A 15,381-nucleotide genomic window follows, 5' to 3' on the forward strand; every position below is an offset into this window, starting at 1 on the left:
TCCAGGGGGTGAGACCGGTTGGGACCGGGACGGGAAAGGCACCGACTCTTCAGGATCATCGGGCGGGCGGTACCCCCTCGGGTGTCTCATTACGAGACAGTCACCGCCCCGCGACGGCCGCCGACAGGGGCCGGATACGGTGAGAGGCGTCATGACCATCGTGGAGCACTCCCCCGCCCTCGGCCCGCTGCGCCGGGCGCGCGAACGGTTCCTGGCCGGCCGTCCGCTGCCCGACGACGTCCCCGACGAGGTCCTCGCCGCCTGGCGGCGGGCCCGCTTCTTCGGCGTACGGCACGACCTCGACGCTCCACCCCAGGAGCCCGAACCGCCCGTCGAATCGGCCCTGTTGGAGGCGGCGGGGCCGGTCCTGGAGCGCATCGCGCCGGCCCTCGGCGGGCACGCGGCGCTGCTCCTCACCGACGAGCGGCCACGGGTGGTGTGGGCGGCGGGCGAGGTGCCCGGGGGTGACCGGTGCCGCGATCTGTCCGAGCGGGAGGTGGGCCACAACAGCGCGGCGCTCGCCCTGCGCACCCGGCGGCGGGCCGAGGTGCACGGCCCGGAGCACTTCCTCGACGTGTGGCAGGAGGTGTCCGCCGTCAGCGTGCCGCTGCTCGCCCCGGAGACCGGCCGGCCGCTCGGCACGGTGACGGTCGCGTCCGGTCTGTGCGCCGGCTGCGGCCCGCATCCCGGGGCCGCCCTCGCGGAGGCGGCGGCCGTCGCGGTGGAGGCGGAACTCCTCGCCCGCTCCCGTACGGCCGAACGGGTGCTCCTGGACGCCTACACCGGTGCCGCGCACGGCCCCGGCCGCGCGGTCGTCGCCCTCGACGGCCGCAACCGCCTGATCAGCGAGGCCGCCGTCCGCCTCGCCACCCCCCAGGTGCTGGCCGCCCTGGAACGCGCGAGCACGGGCGAGCCGCCCTGCGGCAGCCCGCTCCCCGAGGGCGCCGGCTGCACCGCGGAGATCACTCCGGTACGGCACGAGGGCCGCGTCCTGGGCATCGTGGCCGTACTCGCCGCGCGCGCCGCCGACGGGCCCGGTCCGGCGCCGCGCCCCGCGCTGGCGCTCACGGGCGGCTCGGTGCCCTGGCGGCACGCGGTCGCGCGGGCGGTCGAGCTGGCCCGGGTGCCTCAGCCGCTGCTGCTGACCGGCGAGCGCGGCACCGGCAAGACCGCGCTGGCCCGCGAACTGCTCGGCGAGGATGTGCCGTTGGTCGCCGACGCCGCCGAGTCGCCGGAACTGGGCGTGAAGTACAGCGAGTTGGCCGACGGACGCGCTCTGCTGCTGCGGCACGCGGAACGCCTCGCGCAGCCGGACGTCGCCGCGCTCAACTCCCTGCTCGACGAGCACCCGGACGTACGGCTGCTGGTCACCTACACGCCCGGGACCGCCCCGGGCCCCTGCTTCCAACGCCTGCTGGACACGCTGGCCGCCCGGTCGGTCGCCCTGCCCGCGCTGCGCGAACGCCGGGAGGACGTGCGGGAGTTGCTGCCGGTCCTGGCGCCCCGGCCGGCCCCGGGACAGCCGCCGCTGAGCTGGACGCTGGACGCGCTGCGGGCTCTGGAGGAGCATCCCTGGCCCGGCAATGTCACCGAACTCGCGCATGTCGTGCGGACGTTGGCGGAGCATCGGCGGGTCACCGGTCCGGTGCGCCGGGCCGAACTGCCCGATCCCGTCCGGGAGGGCCCCGCCGCCCGGCGGCTCAGCCCGATGGAGCACGCCGAACGCGCCGCGATCCTGGCCGCGTTGCGCCGGCACGGCGGCAACAAGGCGCGGGCGGCTGCCGCGCTGGGCATCGGGCGGGCGACGCTGTACCGGAAGCTGCGCGGCTATCAGGGCGTCTCCTGAACCGGCCCGCCGGAAACCTCGCGGCCCCTGGGGCGTCTTCCGAACCGGCTTATTTGATCAGGGCGTTCGCTACCACGACCACCACGCCGAGCAGCGCGTCCAGCGCCCCGATGACCAGGGCGACCGCCCAACTCCGCGCCGACCAGCGGGCCGTGACCAGGCCCAGGCCGAACAGCAGCGCGATGTTGAGGACGAAGGCCGCGTACTCGACGCCTTTCGCGGGCCACCAGCCCCAGCCCGCCCCGGCCAGCAGCAGGACGGTGGGCAGCGCGGCGGCGACCAGCGGCCATTCGTCGCGCAGCGTGCGCAGGGCGTCCCAGCGGCGGTGCGGGGCACGCTCGGCGATGTAGTGGGCGTACCCGTGGGCCAGCGCCGAGGCGCCCGCCGTCACCAGCAGCCACAGGGCGTCGTAGCGGCGGCTGCCTCTGGAGGTGTGGCCGTACTGGGTGAGCGCGGCGACCATCGAGCAGGCGAGGACGGCGCCGTAGACGCCTCCGAAGAGGATGTTCTCCCGGGTGTCGTGCCGGTGCGGCTCGGGGAGGGCCGTCGTGGTGTCCGCCATGGGCTGCCCTCTTCGCAGGCGTACGGGGATCGCGAGTGTACGGGGACGCTTCCCCTCCACGATCACCCGGGCCCCCGCTCCCCGCCACCGGGCGACGAAGTGTCCTCCGACCTGGGCCGATACCCCACACAGTGTCCACGCCCGGGGCGCGGTGGACCGGGCTAGGGTCGGCGGTATGACACACAGTTTCGTTGTCCGCATCCCCGACGCCGAGCTCGAACCCGAACCGCTGGACCCGGCGCAGATCGTGTCCGGTACGCCGGAGGTGACCGGGAAGGTCGTGTGGGAGTCCGAGGACGGGCGGCAGATCCGGGGGATCTGGCAGATCACGCCCGGGGTGGTCACCGACACGGAGGCGGACGAGCTGTTCGTCGTGATCAGCGGCTCGGCGACCATCGAGGTCGAGGGCGGGCCGACCCTGGAGGTCGGTCCCGGTGACATGGCCGTGCTGCGCGCGGGCGACCGTACGACGTGGACCGTGCGCGAGACGCTGCGCAAGGCGTACGCGATCACCCTCTGACGGGCCTCAACGCGGCCCGGCGGTGGGCATGTTGTAGGGCGTGACGACCTGGATCGCGGACGGCAGGGCCGGTCCGGCGGGCGGCAGCGCGTCGTGGGCGCGCATCACGATGCGGCAGGCCTCGCGGACGTCCTGGCGCAGGTCGTGGTGGAGGACGGCGGACAGGCGCTGCTCGTGCAGCAGCCGGGTGTTGTCGTGGTCGAGGTCGTGCGCGACGAACACGGCGCACTCGCGGCCCAGGTCGGCGAAGGCGCGCAGGGTCGCGATGTTGCCGCCGCCGATCGAGTAGACCGCGCGGATGTCCGGGTCCCGCTTCAGGGCGGCCCGGACCAGCTCGTACTGGGTGGCGTCCAGGCCGTGGCCCTCGGTGATCTCGACGAGGGACCGGTCCGGGCAGCGGGCCCGCATGGTGCTGCGGAAGCCCATCTCGCGCTCCTCTTCGTTGCGGAAGAAGCCGCTGCTCAGGCTGGTGAGGACATTGCCGGGGCGGTCGCCGAGCCACTGGCCCATGAGGTAGGCGGCGGTGGCGCCCGCCGCCCGGTTGTCTATCCCGACATAGGCCAGGCGGGCGCTCGCGGGCAGGTCGGTGACCAGGGTGACGACCGGGATGCCGGCGGCGACGAGCCGGCCGACGGCCGCGGTGATCTCGGGGACGTCCGGCGCCTTGAGGATCACGCCCTGCGAGCCGCGCCGGGCGATCCGCTCCAGGGTCCCGACGAGTTCCCTCACCGGGGCGGTCTCCCGGAAGTGGAAGCGGGAGCGCACCACGGCGGGGTGCAGATCGGGCAGCTCCGCCTCCAGCGCCACCCGTACGGCGGTGGAGAACCGCTCCGGCGTCTGCATCACGATGTCGATCATGAAGGTGCGGCCGACCAGCCGGACCTGGGTGCGCTGCCGGTCGAGATCGGCGATGGCCTGCCTGACCTCACGCTCGGTGCTCTCCCGGACACCGCCCCTGCCGTTCAGCACCCGGTCCACGGTGGCCTCGCTGAGACCCGCCTGACGTGCGATTTCCCTGATCGGGAAGGGGTGGCCCACGGGTCTCCTCCTTGAGGGGTTTTTGATGGCTCGCTGCCGGTTGTTCGACGGGTTTGTACTGACAAGAATGACAGGAACGCACCACTCCGTGACCCGAGGGGACGACGATGTCCTTCACATCAGCACCACGCCCCGCCTGGCTCACCGAGCAGGACTGCGACCTCGACGCCTTCCGCGCACTCGTCGAGCGGCCGACCGACCCGGGCGATTTCCCCTACGCCTCCTCGGTCGAGCGCGAGGTCCTCGTCTACGACAGCGACCAGCTGCGCAAGTCGGTGGCGGCCGGTGAGCGCCGCGAGGTGCAGAGCGAACTGGTGCGGGCGTTCACGGAGGGGCCCGGCGTCGTGATCCTGCGGGACACGTTCCCGGACGCGTCCGTGGTGGACCGTACGACCGAGGTCTTCGAGGCGCTGATCGCCGAGCAGCACGCCTCCGGCGCGGGCGCCGGTGACCACTTCGCGAAGCCGGGGGCCAACGACCGGGTGTGGAACGCCCTGGAGAAGGCTGCGCTCTACGACCCGGAGGCCTTCGCCGACTACTACGCCAACGACCTGCTGGCCCTGGTGTCCGTCGCCTGGCTCGGCCCCGGCTACCAGGTCACCTCGCAGGTCAACGTGGTCCACCCGGGCGGCGCGGCGCAGACCGCGCACCGCGACTACCACCTCGGCTTCCTCGGCAACGACACCGCCGCGGGCTACCCGGCGCACGTGCACCGCCTCTCCCCCGTGCTCACCCTCCAAGGAGCCGTCGCGCACTGCGACATGCCGGTGGAGTCGGGGCCGACGCTGTACCTTCCGCACTCGCACAAGTACGAGCCGGGCTATCTGGCGTGGCGACTCCCGCCGTTCCAGGCCTACTTCGAGGCCCACCACGTCCAACTCCCGCTCGCCAAGGGCGATGCCGCGTTCTTCAACCCGGCGGTGTTCCACGCGGCCGGCACCAACCGCACCACCGATGTGCGGCGCATGGCCAATCTGCTCCAGGTGTCCTCCGCGTTCGGGCGGGCGATGGAGACGGTGGACCGCGAGGCCGTCAGCAACGCGGTCTTCCCGGTGCTGCTCAGCCGGAAGGCGGCGGGCGCCGGCGAGGAGTGGCTGGACGCGGTCGTCGCGGCCTGCGCCGAGGGCTACCCCTTCCCCACCAACCTCGACAACGACCCGCCGGTCGAGGGGCTCGCCCCGCCCTCGCAGGCCGACATCGTGCGGCGCGCGGTGCGTGAGGGGTGGGCCCCGCAGGCCCTTCGCGGAGAACTGCGGGCCGGTGCCGAGCGGCGCGAGAGCTGAGGGAGACCATGGGACTTCGACTTCTCGACGGCAAGGTCGTCCTCGTCAACGGCGGCAGCCAGGGCGTGGGCGCGGCGATCGTCCGGGCGGCGGTGCGCGAGGGCGCGACCGTCGACTTCACCGGCCGCCGGGCGGAGGTGGGCGAGAAGCTGGCCGCCGACACGGGTGCCCGCTTCGTGCGCGCCGACCTCTCCGATCCGGGCCGGGCCCGCGACAGCGTCGCGGCGACCGTCGAGGCCCACGGGCGCGTCGACTGCCTCGTCAACGCGGCCGGACTGACCTCGCGCGGCTCGCTGCTGGACACCACACCCGAACTCTTCGACCAGCACATCGCGATCAACCTCAAGGCACCGTTCTTCGCGACGCGGGCGGCGGTCGCCGACATGGTGGGGCGCGCGGCACCGGGCACGATCGTCAACATCGGCTCCAACTGCGCCCACGGCGGGCCGCCCCACCTCGCCGCCTACTCCGTCGCCAAGGCCGGACTCGCCGGGCTGACCCGCAACGCGGCGCACGCCCACCGCTTCGACCGGATCCGGATCAACACCGTCAACATCGGCTGGACCGACACCGAGGGCGAGGACGCCACCCAGCGCGCCTTCCACGGCGCGGGCGACGACTGGCGCGAACAGGCCGCGGCCCGGCTCCCGATGGGCCGGCTGGGGCAGCCGGACGAGATCGCCGACTTCGTCGTGTTCCTGCTCTCCGACCGGTCCGGCGTGGTCACCGGCTCGGTGATCGACTGGGACCAGAACGTCCCGGGCGCGCTCGACTGACCCGCACCACCGGCAACACACCCGCACCCCTCAAGAAAGCAAGAGCACTCATGCGCATCGGAATCCTCGGCCTCGGCCGCATCGGCGCCTTCCACGCCGAGACCCTGTCCGGACTCGACGTGGTCGAGTCCCTCGTCGTCGCCGACCCGTTCGCGGAGGCCGCCAAGAAGGCCGCCGAGCGCTTCGGCGCCGAGGTCGCGGACTCCCCCGAGGCCGTGCTCGCCGCCGGTGTCGACGGTGTCGTGGTGGCCGCGGCGACCGACGCCCACCCGGGTCTGATCCTGGCCGCCGTCGAGGCGGGCATCCCCGTCTTCTGCGAGAAGCCCGTCGCCAAGACGATGGCCGAGGGCGTCCAGGTCCTCAAGGCGGTCGAGGGCAGCGACGTGCCGATCCAGATCGGCTACAACCGCCGCTTCGACGCCGGTTTCGTCGCCGCGCGCGCCGCCGTGCAGTCCGGGGAGCTGGGCAAGCTGCACACCGTGCGCTCGACCACGCTGGACCCGGCGCCGCCGCCGGCCGCGTACATCGCCGCGTCCGGGGGCATCTTCCGGGACTGTTCCGTGCACGACTTCGACATCATCCGCTGGGTCACCGGCCGTGAGGTCGTCGAGGTGTACGCGGTCGGCGGCAACCGGGGCGCCGAGTACATCAAGGAGGCGGGCGACGCCGACACCACCGGCGCGATCCTCACCCTCGACGACGGCACCATCGCGGTGGTCTCCAACTCCCGCCACAACGCCCGGGGTTACGACGTCCGGATGGAGATCCACGGCTTCACGGACTCCATCGCGGTGGGCCTGGAGGACAAGCTGCCGCTGCGCTCCGTGGAGCCCGGGGTGACCTTCCCGGCCGGTGTCCCGCACGACTTCTTCATGGACCGCTTCACGGCCGCCTACCGCGCCGAACTCACCGCGTTCACCGAGGTCGTGGCCGGCACCCGGCCCTCGCCCTGCACCGTCGCCGACGCGCTGGAGGCCGGCTGGATCGCCGACGCCTGCACGCTGTCGCTGCACGAGCACCGCCCCGTCACCATCCAGGAGGTACGCGAAGCATGAGCGGTACGGGCCGGGAACCACTGCGCATCGGAGTACTGGGAGCGGCTCGGATCACCGAGCACTCCCTGATCGGCCCGGCCCGGACGACCGGCCACCGCGTCGTCGCGGTGGCCGCCCGCGACCGGGACCGGGCGACGGCGTACGCGAGCGCGCACCGCGTCGAGCGGATCGCGGACTCCTACGCCGACCTGATCGCCGACCCCGAGGTGGAGGTCGTCTACAACCCCCTCGCCAACGGTCTGCACGGACCGTGGAACCTCGCCGCGCTGGAGGCGGGCAAGCACGTCCTGTCGGAGAAGCCCTCGGCGAGCAACGCCGAGGAGGCGGCCGAGGTCAAGGAAGCGGCGGCGAAGTCGGGGACGGTCTTCATGGAGGCCTTCCACTACCTCTTCCACCCGGTCACCCGGCGTCTGCACGAGCTGCTGGCCTCCGGTGAGCTCGGCGAGCTGCGGCACGTCGAGACGCTGGTCGCGATCCCGGCCCCGCCGGACACCGACCCGCGCTGGTCGCTCGACCTGGCCGGCGGCGCCGTCATGGACCTGGGCTGCTACAGCCTGCACGCCCAGCGCATGCTGGCGCCCTGGGCGGGCGGCGCGCCGCGGCTGGTCTCGGCCCGGGGCGGCGAACGGCCGGGCGCGCCCGGTGTCGACGAGTGGCTGGACGCCGACCTCGCCTTCCCGAGCGGCGCGACCGGCTCCGCCCGCTGCCACATGGCGTACGACGAGATGGTGATGAGCTGCCGGATCATCGGCAGCCGGGGCGAGGCCTTCGCGCCGAACTTCGTCCTGCCCCACCTGGACGACCGGGTGGTGGTCCGCACGACGGACGGCGAACGCACCGAGCGCCTCGGCCGCCGCTCGTCGTACACCTATCAACTGGACGCGTTCGCGGCCCGGTTGAGGAACGGCGCGCCCCTGCCGCTGGGGCCGGACGACGCGGTGGCGACGATGACGCTGATCGACGGGGCCTATCGGGCGGCGGGGTTCGCGCCGAGGCCGCGGGTGTCGGTTCTGCGGTAGCAGCGGGCCGGTCCAGAACGCGGCGACGCCCGGACGGTTCCGTCCGGGCGTTCCGCGTGCGGGGGGCGCGTCACCGATACAGCGCGGGGCGCTCCACCAACTCGACCTCGATCCGGCCGCCTTCCTCCAGCGCCCGGACCCCGGCCTCGCACACGGCCGCCGCCGCGTAGCCGTCCCAGGCGCTCGGGCCGGTGACCTCGTCGCGGCGGGTGGCGTCGATCCAGGTCTGGACTTCACGGTCGTAGGCGTCGGCGAAGCGTTCGGTGAAGTCCTGGGCGATGGTGCCGCCCCAGCGGCCGGCCATGTTGGTGACCATGGCGTGGCCGTCGCCGATGCGGGCGGTGCCGCGTTCGCAGACGATCTCGGCCTGGACCTGGTAGCCGAAGCCGCAGTTGACGAACATCTCGACGTCGACGATCGCGCCGCCGTCGGTCTCGAAGACGACGAACTGCGGGTCCTGGAGGTCGTCCGGGGCGCTCGCCGAGGGGCGTGGGCGCAGCACCTGGACGGCCGTGATCTCGTGTCCGAGGAGCCAGCGGGTCGCGTCGGTCTCGTGCGCCACGGAGTCGCTGATCAGCATGGAGCTGGTGAAGAAGGGCGGGCTGGCCGCGTTGCGGTGCCGGTTGTGCAGCATCAGCGGCCGGCCCAACTGGCCTGTTTCCAGAAGGGACTTCAGCTTCATGTACTCGGCGTCGTAGCGCCGCATGAAGCCGACCTGGACCCGGCGGTGACCGAGGTGCGTCTCGGCCTCCAGGACGCGCAGCGCGGAGGCCGCGTCGGGGGTGAGCGGCTTCTCGCACAGGACCGGGAGGTCGTGCTCGAAGGCCGTCAGCAGGGCCGCCTCGTGGGCGGGGCCCGGCGAGGCGATCAGCACGGCGTCGACGTCGGCCGCCGCCATCGCGGCGGCCGGATCGGTGTAGGCGGTGCAGCCGTCGATGCCGGACGCGATCCGTTTGGCGCGCTCGGCGTCGACGTCCACGACCGCGGTCACCCGGGCGCCGTTGACCACGTGCTCGATCCGGCGGACGTGGTCCGCGCCCATCTTTCCGGTTCCGACGACTGCCACTCCGAGCGGGTCGCGCGGGTTCATGGCCATCGGCCGTCCTTTCGGCTCGTCAGGGTCGTCACACATTCGGCAGGTCCGCCAGTTCCGTCGGTACCGGTACCGTCAGTCCCGTCAAGCACCGCAGGAGCGGAGGAACTTGCGGGTGCGTTCGGCGATCGGCAGCGGACGGTCCGGCTCGCAGGGGTACATGTCCTGCTCGACGATCGCGAACAACTCCACGCCCAGGCGCTGCGCCGCGCTCAGCACCGGCGCCAACTCCGGTACGCCGGACGGCGGTTCGCACATCACACCGCGCTGCACGGCCGGTCCGAACGGGATCTCGTTCTTGACGACGTCGGCGAGGATCTCCGGGTCGACCTGCTTGAGGTGCAGATAGCCGATGCGCTCGCCGTAGGTCTCGATCAGCTTGACGCTGTCGCCGCCGCAGTAGGCGTAATGCCCGGTGTCCAGGCAGAGGTTGACCAGTTCGGAGTCGGTCGAGTCGAGGAAGTGCTCGACGTGGTCCTCGGTGTCGAGGTGGGTGTCGGCGTGCGGATGGACGACGATGTCGAGCCCGTACGCCTCCTTGACCTCGTGCCCGAGGCGTTCCATGCCCTTGGTGAGGTGGGCCCACTGCTCGCCGGTCAGCTCCGGCGGCTCCAGGATCTCGGCGGTCTTGTCGTCCCGCCAGAAGGAGGGGATGACGACGAGGTGCCCGGCGCCCATCGCCTGAGTGAGCGCGGCGACCTCGCTCACGTGCTCCCAGGTGGCGTCCCAGACGGCGGGGCCGCGGTGCAGGCCGGTGAAGACCGTGCCCGCGGAGACCTTCAGTTCGCGCCGCGCGATCTCGTCGGTGAGCCGGGCCGGGTCGGTCGGCAGATAGCCGTAGGGACCCAGCTCGATCCAGGAGTAGCCGGCCTGCGCGACCTCGTCCAGGAACCGCTGCCAGGGCACCTGTTGGGGGTCGTCCGGGAACCACACGCCCCAGGAGTCGGGCGCGGAGCCCACCCGGATGCGGTCCAGGACGGGACGCTCCGACATGTCAGGCGGTCCCTTCGGGAGACGCGGGCACCGGGGCCTTGAGGGCCTTCTCGTCGGGGAGTTCCTCGACGTCGACGCCGCGTACCTGGGACAACTCGTGCTTGAGCGCGGCGAGTTCGGTGCCGCCGGCCATGTGGTTGGTGAGTTCTTCGAGGGTGATCTCGCTGCGTTCGGCGGAGAGTTCCATGGTGCCCAGGCGCAGCACGCTGAAGTGGTCGCCGACCATGTAGGCGTGGTGGGGGTTGTGGGTGATGAAGATGACGCCGAGGCCGCGTTCGCGGGCGGCGGCCACGTACTTCAGGACCACGCCGGACTGCTTGACGCCGAGGGCGGCGGTGGGCTCGTCCAGGATCAGCACCCGGGCGCCGAAGTAGACGGCGCGGGCGATGGCCACGCACTGGCGCTGGCCGCCGGAGAGGGTGCCGATGGGCTGGTCCAGGTTGTCCAGGACGATGCCCATGTTGCGCAGTTCCTCGTCCGCGGTCTGCTTCATCCTCTCGATGTCGAGGCGGCGCACGGGCCAGGGGCCCTTGGTCATCTCGGAGCCGAGGAAGAAGTTGCGCCACACCGGCATCAGCGGGACGACCGCGAGGTCCTGGTAGACCGTCGCGATACCGCGGTCCAGTGCCTGGCGGGGGGTGCTGAAGTGGACGGGTTCGCCGTCGACGAGGAACTCGCCCTCGGTGTGCTGGTGCAGGCCGGAGATGATTTTGATCAGGGTGGACTTGCCGGCGCCGTTGTCGCCCAGGACACAGGTGACCTGGCCGGGACGGACGGTGAGGTCCACGCCGTGCAGGGCACGGACGTTGCCGTAGGACTTGCCGGCGTTGCGCAGCCGGACGAGGGGATGGTCCCCGTCCTGGGCGGGCGCGTCGGTGAGGATCGCGCCGTGGGTGCCACTGGTGCTGTCGGTCATTGAGGTCACCTCCGGGTCGCGGTGCGCTGCACCCACAAGTTGATGAGGACGGCGCCGAGCAGCATCACGCCCAGGAACGCCTTGAACCAGTCGGGGTTCCAGCCGGCGTAGACGATGCCCTGCTGGACCATGCCGAACATGAACGCCCCGAAGACCGGGCCGATCGCGGAGCCCGCGCCGCCGGTCAGCAGACAGCCGCCGATCACGGCCGCCGAGATGTAGATCAGCTCCTGCCCGACGCCTTCGCCGGACTGCACGGTGTTGAAGGAGAACAGCTGGTGCATGCCGATGAACCAGGCGCCGAAGCCGACCAGCATGAACAGCGAGATCTTCGTGAACGCGACGGGCACGCCGACGGCCCGCGCGCTGTCCTGGTTGCCGCCGACCGCGAAGATCCAGTTGCCGTACTTGGTGCGCAGCAGCACCCAGGTGGCGATGGCCGCGAACACCAGCCACCACACGATGGTGATCTTCACCTGCACGCCGCCGACGTCGAAGGACGACGCGAAGACCTTCTTGGCCTGGTCGAAGCCGTCCATGTTGCTGATGTCGTCGGTCGCCACGTTGCCCGTCACCAGCTTGGTGACGGCGAGGTTGACGCCCTGGAGGATGAGGAAGCTGCCCAGGGTGACCAGGAAGCTCGGCAGGCCGGTCTTGACGACCATCCAGCCGTTGAGGAAGCCGATGCCCAGCGACACCGCGAGGGCGACGATGACACCGACCCACACGTTCATGGTGAGCTGGTAGCTGAGCATGCTCGCGGTCAGTGCCGAGGTGATCACGGCGACACCGGCGGAGAGGTCGAACTCGCCGCCGATCATCAGCAGCGCGACCGGCAGGGCCATGATCCCGATGGTCGAGGAGCTGTAGAGGATGTTCGCCATCGACGCGCCGTCGCGGACCGGCGGGGCGGCGATCAGGAAGAACACGTACACCGCTGCCGCGCCGAGGAAGACACCGACCTCGGGACGGGCCAACAGCCGCAGCGGCAAGGGCCGTTCGGCGGTCCGGCCGTCGGTGTCCTTGGGGCCGGGGGCCGGCGGTGAGGTCACCGCCGGCTCGGCGTGCTGGGTCATGCTCATCACCGGGTTCCGTTGGCGGCGTACTTGGCGACCGCTTCGACGTTGGTCTTGTCGACGAAGGCCGGGCCGGTCAGCACGGGCTGCTCGCCACCGCCGCTGTAGTTGCCGTTGTTCTTGTAGAGCCACAGCGAGTCGACGGCCAGGTAGCCCTGGAGGTACGGCTGCTGGTCGACCGCGAACTGGATGGTGCCCTTGCTGATGGCGCTCGTGAGGTCCTTGTTGAGGTCGAAGGTGGCGACCTTCGCCTTGCTGCCCGCGTCGGACAGCGACTGCACGGCGGTCAGCGCGAAGGGCGCGCCCAGCGTGACCACGTAGTCGATGGCCTTGTCCTGCGTGAGCTTGGCGGTGATCGTCGACTTCACCGACGGCATGTCGGTGCCGTTGACGTTGAGGACCTCGGTGGTGCCGCTGAACGTCTTCTTCACACCGTCGCAGCGCTGGGTCAGGCCGATGTTGCCCTGCTCCTGGATGACACAGACGACCTTCTTGGCGCCTTCGGTGTTCAGCCGGTTGCCCAGCGCCTCACCGGCGACCGTCTCGTCCTGGCCGAAGAACTCCAGCAGACCGAGCTTCTTCCAGTCACTGAGACCGGAGTTGAGGCCGACCACGGGTATGTTCGCGGACTTCGCCTTGCCGATGACGTCCTTGAGGGCGTCGGGCTTGGCGAGGGTGACCGCGATGCCGTCGACCTTCTGGTCGATCGCGTTCTGCACCAGGTTGGCCTGGTTGCCCGCGTTGGGGTCGGCCGAGTAGATCAGCTTGATGTTGTCCTTGTCGGCGGCGGCCTGGGCGCCCTTGCGGACGATGTCCCAGAAGGTGTCGCCGGGGGCCTGGTGCGTGACCAGGGCGACCGTCATGCGCGGAGTGCTGGCCTTGCCCGCGGAGGCGCCGGAGGTGTCCTCCGTGGACTTCTTGCCGCCCGAGCTGCTGGAGCAGCCGGCGAGGGTCAGTGCCGCTGCCGCGGCGACCGCCACGAAGGGGGCCATTCTGCGCGTACGGGAGTGGGAAGAACGGTCCATCTTTCCTGCACCTCACTGTGCTTCAGGGGAAAGGCAGCCATGATCGCAGAGATCCGGGCTCGGGGCCTGTCGGGGCCCGGGCCGTATGGCGCGAAACACGGCTGTTGCGTTGGGACGGAATCAAATCCCCGGTCGCGCCCGCTGTCAATACTTTGTTAAGACATCATTTCACAAGCAGGTCCGAATGTAAGTACAAACTATTGACAGAGCCCCCCTCGGAGTCCTACACCTGGGAGTCGGCAGGCCCTCGGGACCCGCCCACCCCCCAGTAGCTCAGAGGAGTGCCGCGCATGGCCGAGTCAGCCCAGCCCTTCGATCTCATCACCATGGGCCGTATCGGGGTCGATCTCTACCCGCTCCAGTCCGGCGTGCCGCTGGCCCGGGTGGAGACCTTCGGGAAGTTCCTGGGAGGTTCGGCGAGCAACGTGGCCGTGGCCGCCGCCCGGCTCGGCCGCTCCACCGCGGTGATCACCCGCACCGGCGCCGATCCCTTCGGCGCCTACCTGCACGAGGCGCTGAAGGACTTCGGGGTCGACGACCGCTGGGTCACCCCGGTCCCCGGCCACCCCACCCCGGTCACGTTCTGCGAGATCTTCCCGCCGGACGACTTCCCGCTGTACTTCTACCGGCAGCCCAAGGCCCCGGACCTGGAGATCCGCACCGAGGAGCTGGACTACTTCGCGATCCGCCAGGCCCGCGTCTTCTGGATCACCGGCACCGGCCTGAGCGAGGAGCCGAGCCGCTCCGCCACGCTCGCCGCCCTCAAGGCGCGCGACAAGGCGGGCACCACGGTCTTCGACCTGGACTGGCGCCCGATGTTCTGGAAGGACCCCGAGGAGGCCCGCCCGTACTACGCGGAGGCCCTGCGGCACACGACGGTCGCGGTCGGCAACCTCGACGAGTGCGAGATCGCCACCGGCGTCCGCGAACCGCGTGCCTGCGCCGAGGCGCTGCTGGCGGCGGGCGTCGAACTGGCCGTCGTCAAGCAGGGCCCCAAGGGGGTGCTGGCCGTGCACCGCGACGGCACGAGCGCCGAGGTGCCGCCGGTCCCCGTCGAGGTGCTCAACGGCCTCGGCGCGGGCGACGCCTTCGGCGGTTCGCTGTGCCACGGACTGCTGTCCGGCTGGGAGTTGGCGAAAACCATGCGGTACGCCAACGCGGCCGGCGCCCTCGTCGCCTCCCGCCTCGCCTGCTCCACCGCGATGCCCACCGAGTCCGAGGTCGAGGACCTCCTCGCCGGCGCCCGCGTGGGCGGCTGACCCCGTGACCGCCCGAGCCACCCCCGAACGGAGTTCCCCTTGAGCATCAGCATTCCCGACCTGGTCACGGTCAGAGCCCGGCATCCCGAGGCGATCGCCGAGGCGGCGGCCCGCCGGGTGCGCAGGCCGCTGCTCGGCGACAGCGGCCGACTGATGATCGTGGCCGCCGACCACCCGGCGCGCGGCGCGCTCGGCGTCGGCGACCGCCGTACGGCCATGGCGAACCGCGCCGACCTGCTGGAACGCCTCTGTGTCGCGCTGTCCCGGCCGGGTGTCGACGGAGTGCTGGCCACCGCCGACATACTGGAGGACCTGCTCCTCCTCGGGGTCCTGGACGGCAAGGTCGTCATGGGCTCGATGAACCGGGGCGGGCTGTCCGGCGCCGCGTTCGAGATGGACGACCGGTTCACCGGCCACCGCGCCCAGGACATCGAGCGGCTCCGCTTCGACGCGGGCAAGCTGCTGCTGCGCATCGACTACGACGACCCGGGCTCGCTGACCACGCTGGAGTCGACGGCACGCGCGATAGACGACATGGCGGCCCGCCGACTCCCCCTGTTCGTCGAGCCGTTCGTCTCGCGCCGGGTCGACGGCAAGGTCCGCAACGACCTGTCCGCCGAGGCCGTGACCCGCTCGATCGCCATCTCCTCGGGCCTGGGCGGCACGTCGGCCTACACCTGGCTGAAGCTGCCCGTCACCGCCGACCCGGACGACATGGCCGAGGTCATGGAGACCTCGACGCTGCCGGCCGTGCTGCTCGGCGGCGAGGTCGGCGACGACCAGGAGGGCGCGTACGAGAAGTGGCGCAAGGCGCTGCGGCTGCCGACCGTCCAGGGCCTGGTCGTGGGCCGTTCCCTGTTGTACCCCGCCGACGGCGGCGTGGAGGCGGCGGTGGACACCGCCGTGGGTCTGTTGTGAAC

At 71.6% G+C, this 15,381-nt stretch carries 15 protein-coding genes; 8 read left to right on the forward strand and 7 right to left on the reverse strand.

The features are described from left to right. The first annotated feature begins 151 nt into the window (after positions 1-151). Positions 152-1,846 carry a helix-turn-helix domain-containing protein gene (locus ACIQPR_RS43030; protein WP_403661036.1) on the forward strand — a complete coding sequence of 565 codons (1,695 nt, stop codon included), beginning with the start codon at positions 152-154 and terminating at the stop codon, positions 1,844-1,846. A 49-nt stretch (positions 1,847-1,895) separates the two neighbouring features. Here the strand turns inward: ACIQPR_RS43030 and ACIQPR_RS43035 are convergent, their stop codons facing one another. Continuing rightward, on the reverse strand, positions 1,896-2,408 hold the full coding sequence (locus ACIQPR_RS43035) for a hypothetical protein (RefSeq protein WP_403661039.1): 513 nt from the start codon (positions 2,406-2,408) through the stop codon (positions 1,896-1,898). A gap of 175 nt (positions 2,409-2,583) precedes the next feature. On the opposite strand from ACIQPR_RS43035, the gene ACIQPR_RS43040 reads away from it, so the two are divergent. Next, positions 2,584-2,928, forward strand: coding sequence for a cupin domain-containing protein (locus ACIQPR_RS43040; protein WP_403661042.1), 345 nt, complete (start codon positions 2,584-2,586; stop codon positions 2,926-2,928). Between the two features lie 6 nt (positions 2,929-2,934). Here ACIQPR_RS43040 and ACIQPR_RS43045 read toward each other — a convergent pair whose 3' ends face one another. After that, positions 2,935-3,966 (reverse strand): LacI family DNA-binding transcriptional regulator, encoded by a 1,032-nt coding sequence (locus tag ACIQPR_RS43045; RefSeq protein WP_403661045.1) that lies wholly within the window; start codon positions 3,964-3,966, stop codon positions 2,935-2,937. A 107-nt stretch (positions 3,967-4,073) separates the two neighbouring features. Here ACIQPR_RS43045 and ACIQPR_RS43050 point away from each other — a divergent pair, with 107 nt between their 5' ends. From ACIQPR_RS43050 to ACIQPR_RS43065, 4 genes are read left to right on the forward strand one after another with little or no spacing between them, the layout of a single operon-like run. Then, positions 4,074-5,249, forward strand: a complete 1,176-nt coding sequence (locus tag ACIQPR_RS43050) for a phytanoyl-CoA dioxygenase family protein (RefSeq protein WP_403661048.1) — start codon at positions 4,074-4,076, stop codon at positions 5,247-5,249. Positions 5,250-5,257: 8 nt separating this feature from the next. Further along, positions 5,258-6,025 carry an SDR family oxidoreductase gene (locus ACIQPR_RS43055; RefSeq protein ID WP_403661051.1) on the forward strand — a complete coding sequence of 256 codons (768 nt, stop codon included), beginning with the start codon at positions 5,258-5,260 and terminating at the stop codon, positions 6,023-6,025. A 50-nt stretch (positions 6,026-6,075) separates the two neighbouring features. After that, positions 6,076-7,080 (forward strand): Gfo/Idh/MocA family oxidoreductase, encoded by a 1,005-nt coding sequence (locus tag ACIQPR_RS43060; RefSeq protein WP_403661054.1) that lies wholly within the window; start codon positions 6,076-6,078, stop codon positions 7,078-7,080. Beyond that, on the forward strand, positions 7,077-8,099 hold the full coding sequence (locus ACIQPR_RS43065; protein WP_403661057.1) for a Gfo/Idh/MocA family protein: 1,023 nt from the start codon (positions 7,077-7,079) through the stop codon (positions 8,097-8,099). Before ACIQPR_RS43060 ends, ACIQPR_RS43065 begins: the two co-directional genes overlap by 4 nt. A 70-nt stretch (positions 8,100-8,169) precedes the next feature. Here the strand turns inward: ACIQPR_RS43065 and ACIQPR_RS43070 are convergent, their stop codons facing one another. From ACIQPR_RS43070 to ACIQPR_RS43090, 5 genes are all read right to left on the reverse strand, one after another. Beyond that, complete coding sequence (locus tag ACIQPR_RS43070) at positions 8,170-9,189, reverse strand: Gfo/Idh/MocA family protein (RefSeq protein WP_403661118.1); 1,020 nt, start codon at positions 9,187-9,189, stop codon at positions 8,170-8,172. An 87-nt stretch (positions 9,190-9,276) separates the two neighbouring features. Then, positions 9,277-10,185 (reverse strand): sugar phosphate isomerase/epimerase family protein, encoded by a 909-nt coding sequence (locus ACIQPR_RS43075; protein ID WP_403661060.1) that lies wholly within the window; start codon positions 10,183-10,185, stop codon positions 9,277-9,279. Position 10,186: 1 nt separating this feature from the next. Then, positions 10,187-11,101 carry an ATP-binding cassette domain-containing protein gene (locus ACIQPR_RS43080; RefSeq protein ID WP_403661063.1) on the reverse strand — a complete coding sequence of 305 codons (915 nt, stop codon included), beginning with the start codon at positions 11,099-11,101 and terminating at the stop codon, positions 10,187-10,189. A 5-nt stretch (positions 11,102-11,106) separates the two neighbouring features. Continuing rightward, on the reverse strand, positions 11,107-12,183 hold the full coding sequence (locus ACIQPR_RS43085) for an ABC transporter permease (protein ID WP_403661066.1): 1,077 nt from the start codon (positions 12,181-12,183) through the stop codon (positions 11,107-11,109). Continuing rightward, positions 12,183-13,202, reverse strand: coding sequence for a sugar ABC transporter substrate-binding protein (locus ACIQPR_RS43090; protein ID WP_403661069.1), 1,020 nt, complete (start codon positions 13,200-13,202; stop codon positions 12,183-12,185). Before ACIQPR_RS43090 ends, ACIQPR_RS43085 begins: the two co-directional genes overlap by 1 nt. Positions 13,203-13,492: 290 nt before the next feature. Between ACIQPR_RS43090 and iolC the strand changes: the two genes are divergently transcribed. Then, the gene (iolC, locus tag ACIQPR_RS43095) at positions 13,493-14,461 is read left to right on the forward strand and encodes a 5-dehydro-2-deoxygluconokinase (RefSeq protein WP_403661072.1); all 969 of its coding nucleotides are present in this window, start codon (positions 13,493-13,495) and stop codon (positions 14,459-14,461) included. A 39-nt stretch (positions 14,462-14,500) separates the two neighbouring features. Then, positions 14,501-15,379, forward strand: coding sequence for a deoxyribose-phosphate aldolase (locus ACIQPR_RS43100; protein WP_403661075.1), 879 nt, complete (start codon positions 14,501-14,503; stop codon positions 15,377-15,379). Positions 15,380-15,381 lie beyond the last annotated feature (2 nt).

The sequence above is a fragment of the Streptomyces sp. NPDC091280 genome, assembly GCF_044768565.1.
Classification (GTDB): Bacteria; Actinomycetota; Actinomycetes; order Streptomycetales; family Streptomycetaceae; genus Streptomyces.

What these genes read in the sequence shown, in the direction of transcription:
- ACIQPR_RS43030 (WP_403661036.1), top strand. Translation starts at nt 152, where the DNA reads ATGACCATCGTGGAGCACTCCCCCGCCCTCGGCCCGCTGCGCCGGGCG.
- ACIQPR_RS43035 (WP_403661039.1), bottom strand. Translation starts at nt 2,408, where the DNA reads ATGGCGGACACCACGACGGCCCTCCCCGAGCCGCACCGGCACGACACC.
- ACIQPR_RS43040 (WP_403661042.1), top strand. Translation starts at nt 2,584, where the DNA reads ATGACACACAGTTTCGTTGTCCGCATCCCCGACGCCGAGCTCGAACCC.
- ACIQPR_RS43050 (WP_403661048.1), top strand. Translation starts at nt 4,074, where the DNA reads ATGTCCTTCACATCAGCACCACGCCCCGCCTGGCTCACCGAGCAGGAC.
- ACIQPR_RS43055 (WP_403661051.1), top strand. Translation starts at nt 5,258, where the DNA reads ATGGGACTTCGACTTCTCGACGGCAAGGTCGTCCTCGTCAACGGCGGC.
- ACIQPR_RS43060 (WP_403661054.1), top strand. Translation starts at nt 6,076, where the DNA reads ATGCGCATCGGAATCCTCGGCCTCGGCCGCATCGGCGCCTTCCACGCC.
- ACIQPR_RS43065 (WP_403661057.1), top strand. Translation starts at nt 7,077, where the DNA reads ATGAGCGGTACGGGCCGGGAACCACTGCGCATCGGAGTACTGGGAGCG.
- ACIQPR_RS43070 (WP_403661118.1), bottom strand. Translation starts at nt 9,189, where the DNA reads ATGAACCCGCGCGACCCGCTCGGAGTGGCAGTCGTCGGAACCGGAAAG.
- ACIQPR_RS43075 (WP_403661060.1), bottom strand. Translation starts at nt 10,185, where the DNA reads ATGTCGGAGCGTCCCGTCCTGGACCGCATCCGGGTGGGCTCCGCGCCC.
- ACIQPR_RS43080 (WP_403661063.1), bottom strand. Translation starts at nt 11,101, where the DNA reads ATGACCGACAGCACCAGTGGCACCCACGGCGCGATCCTCACCGACGCG.
- ACIQPR_RS43085 (WP_403661066.1), bottom strand. Translation starts at nt 12,183, where the DNA reads ATGAGCATGACCCAGCACGCCGAGCCGGCGGTGACCTCACCGCCGGCC.
- ACIQPR_RS43090 (WP_403661069.1), bottom strand. Translation starts at nt 13,202, where the DNA reads ATGGACCGTTCTTCCCACTCCCGTACGCGCAGAATGGCCCCCTTCGTG.
- iolC (WP_403661072.1), top strand. Translation starts at nt 13,493, where the DNA reads ATGGCCGAGTCAGCCCAGCCCTTCGATCTCATCACCATGGGCCGTATC.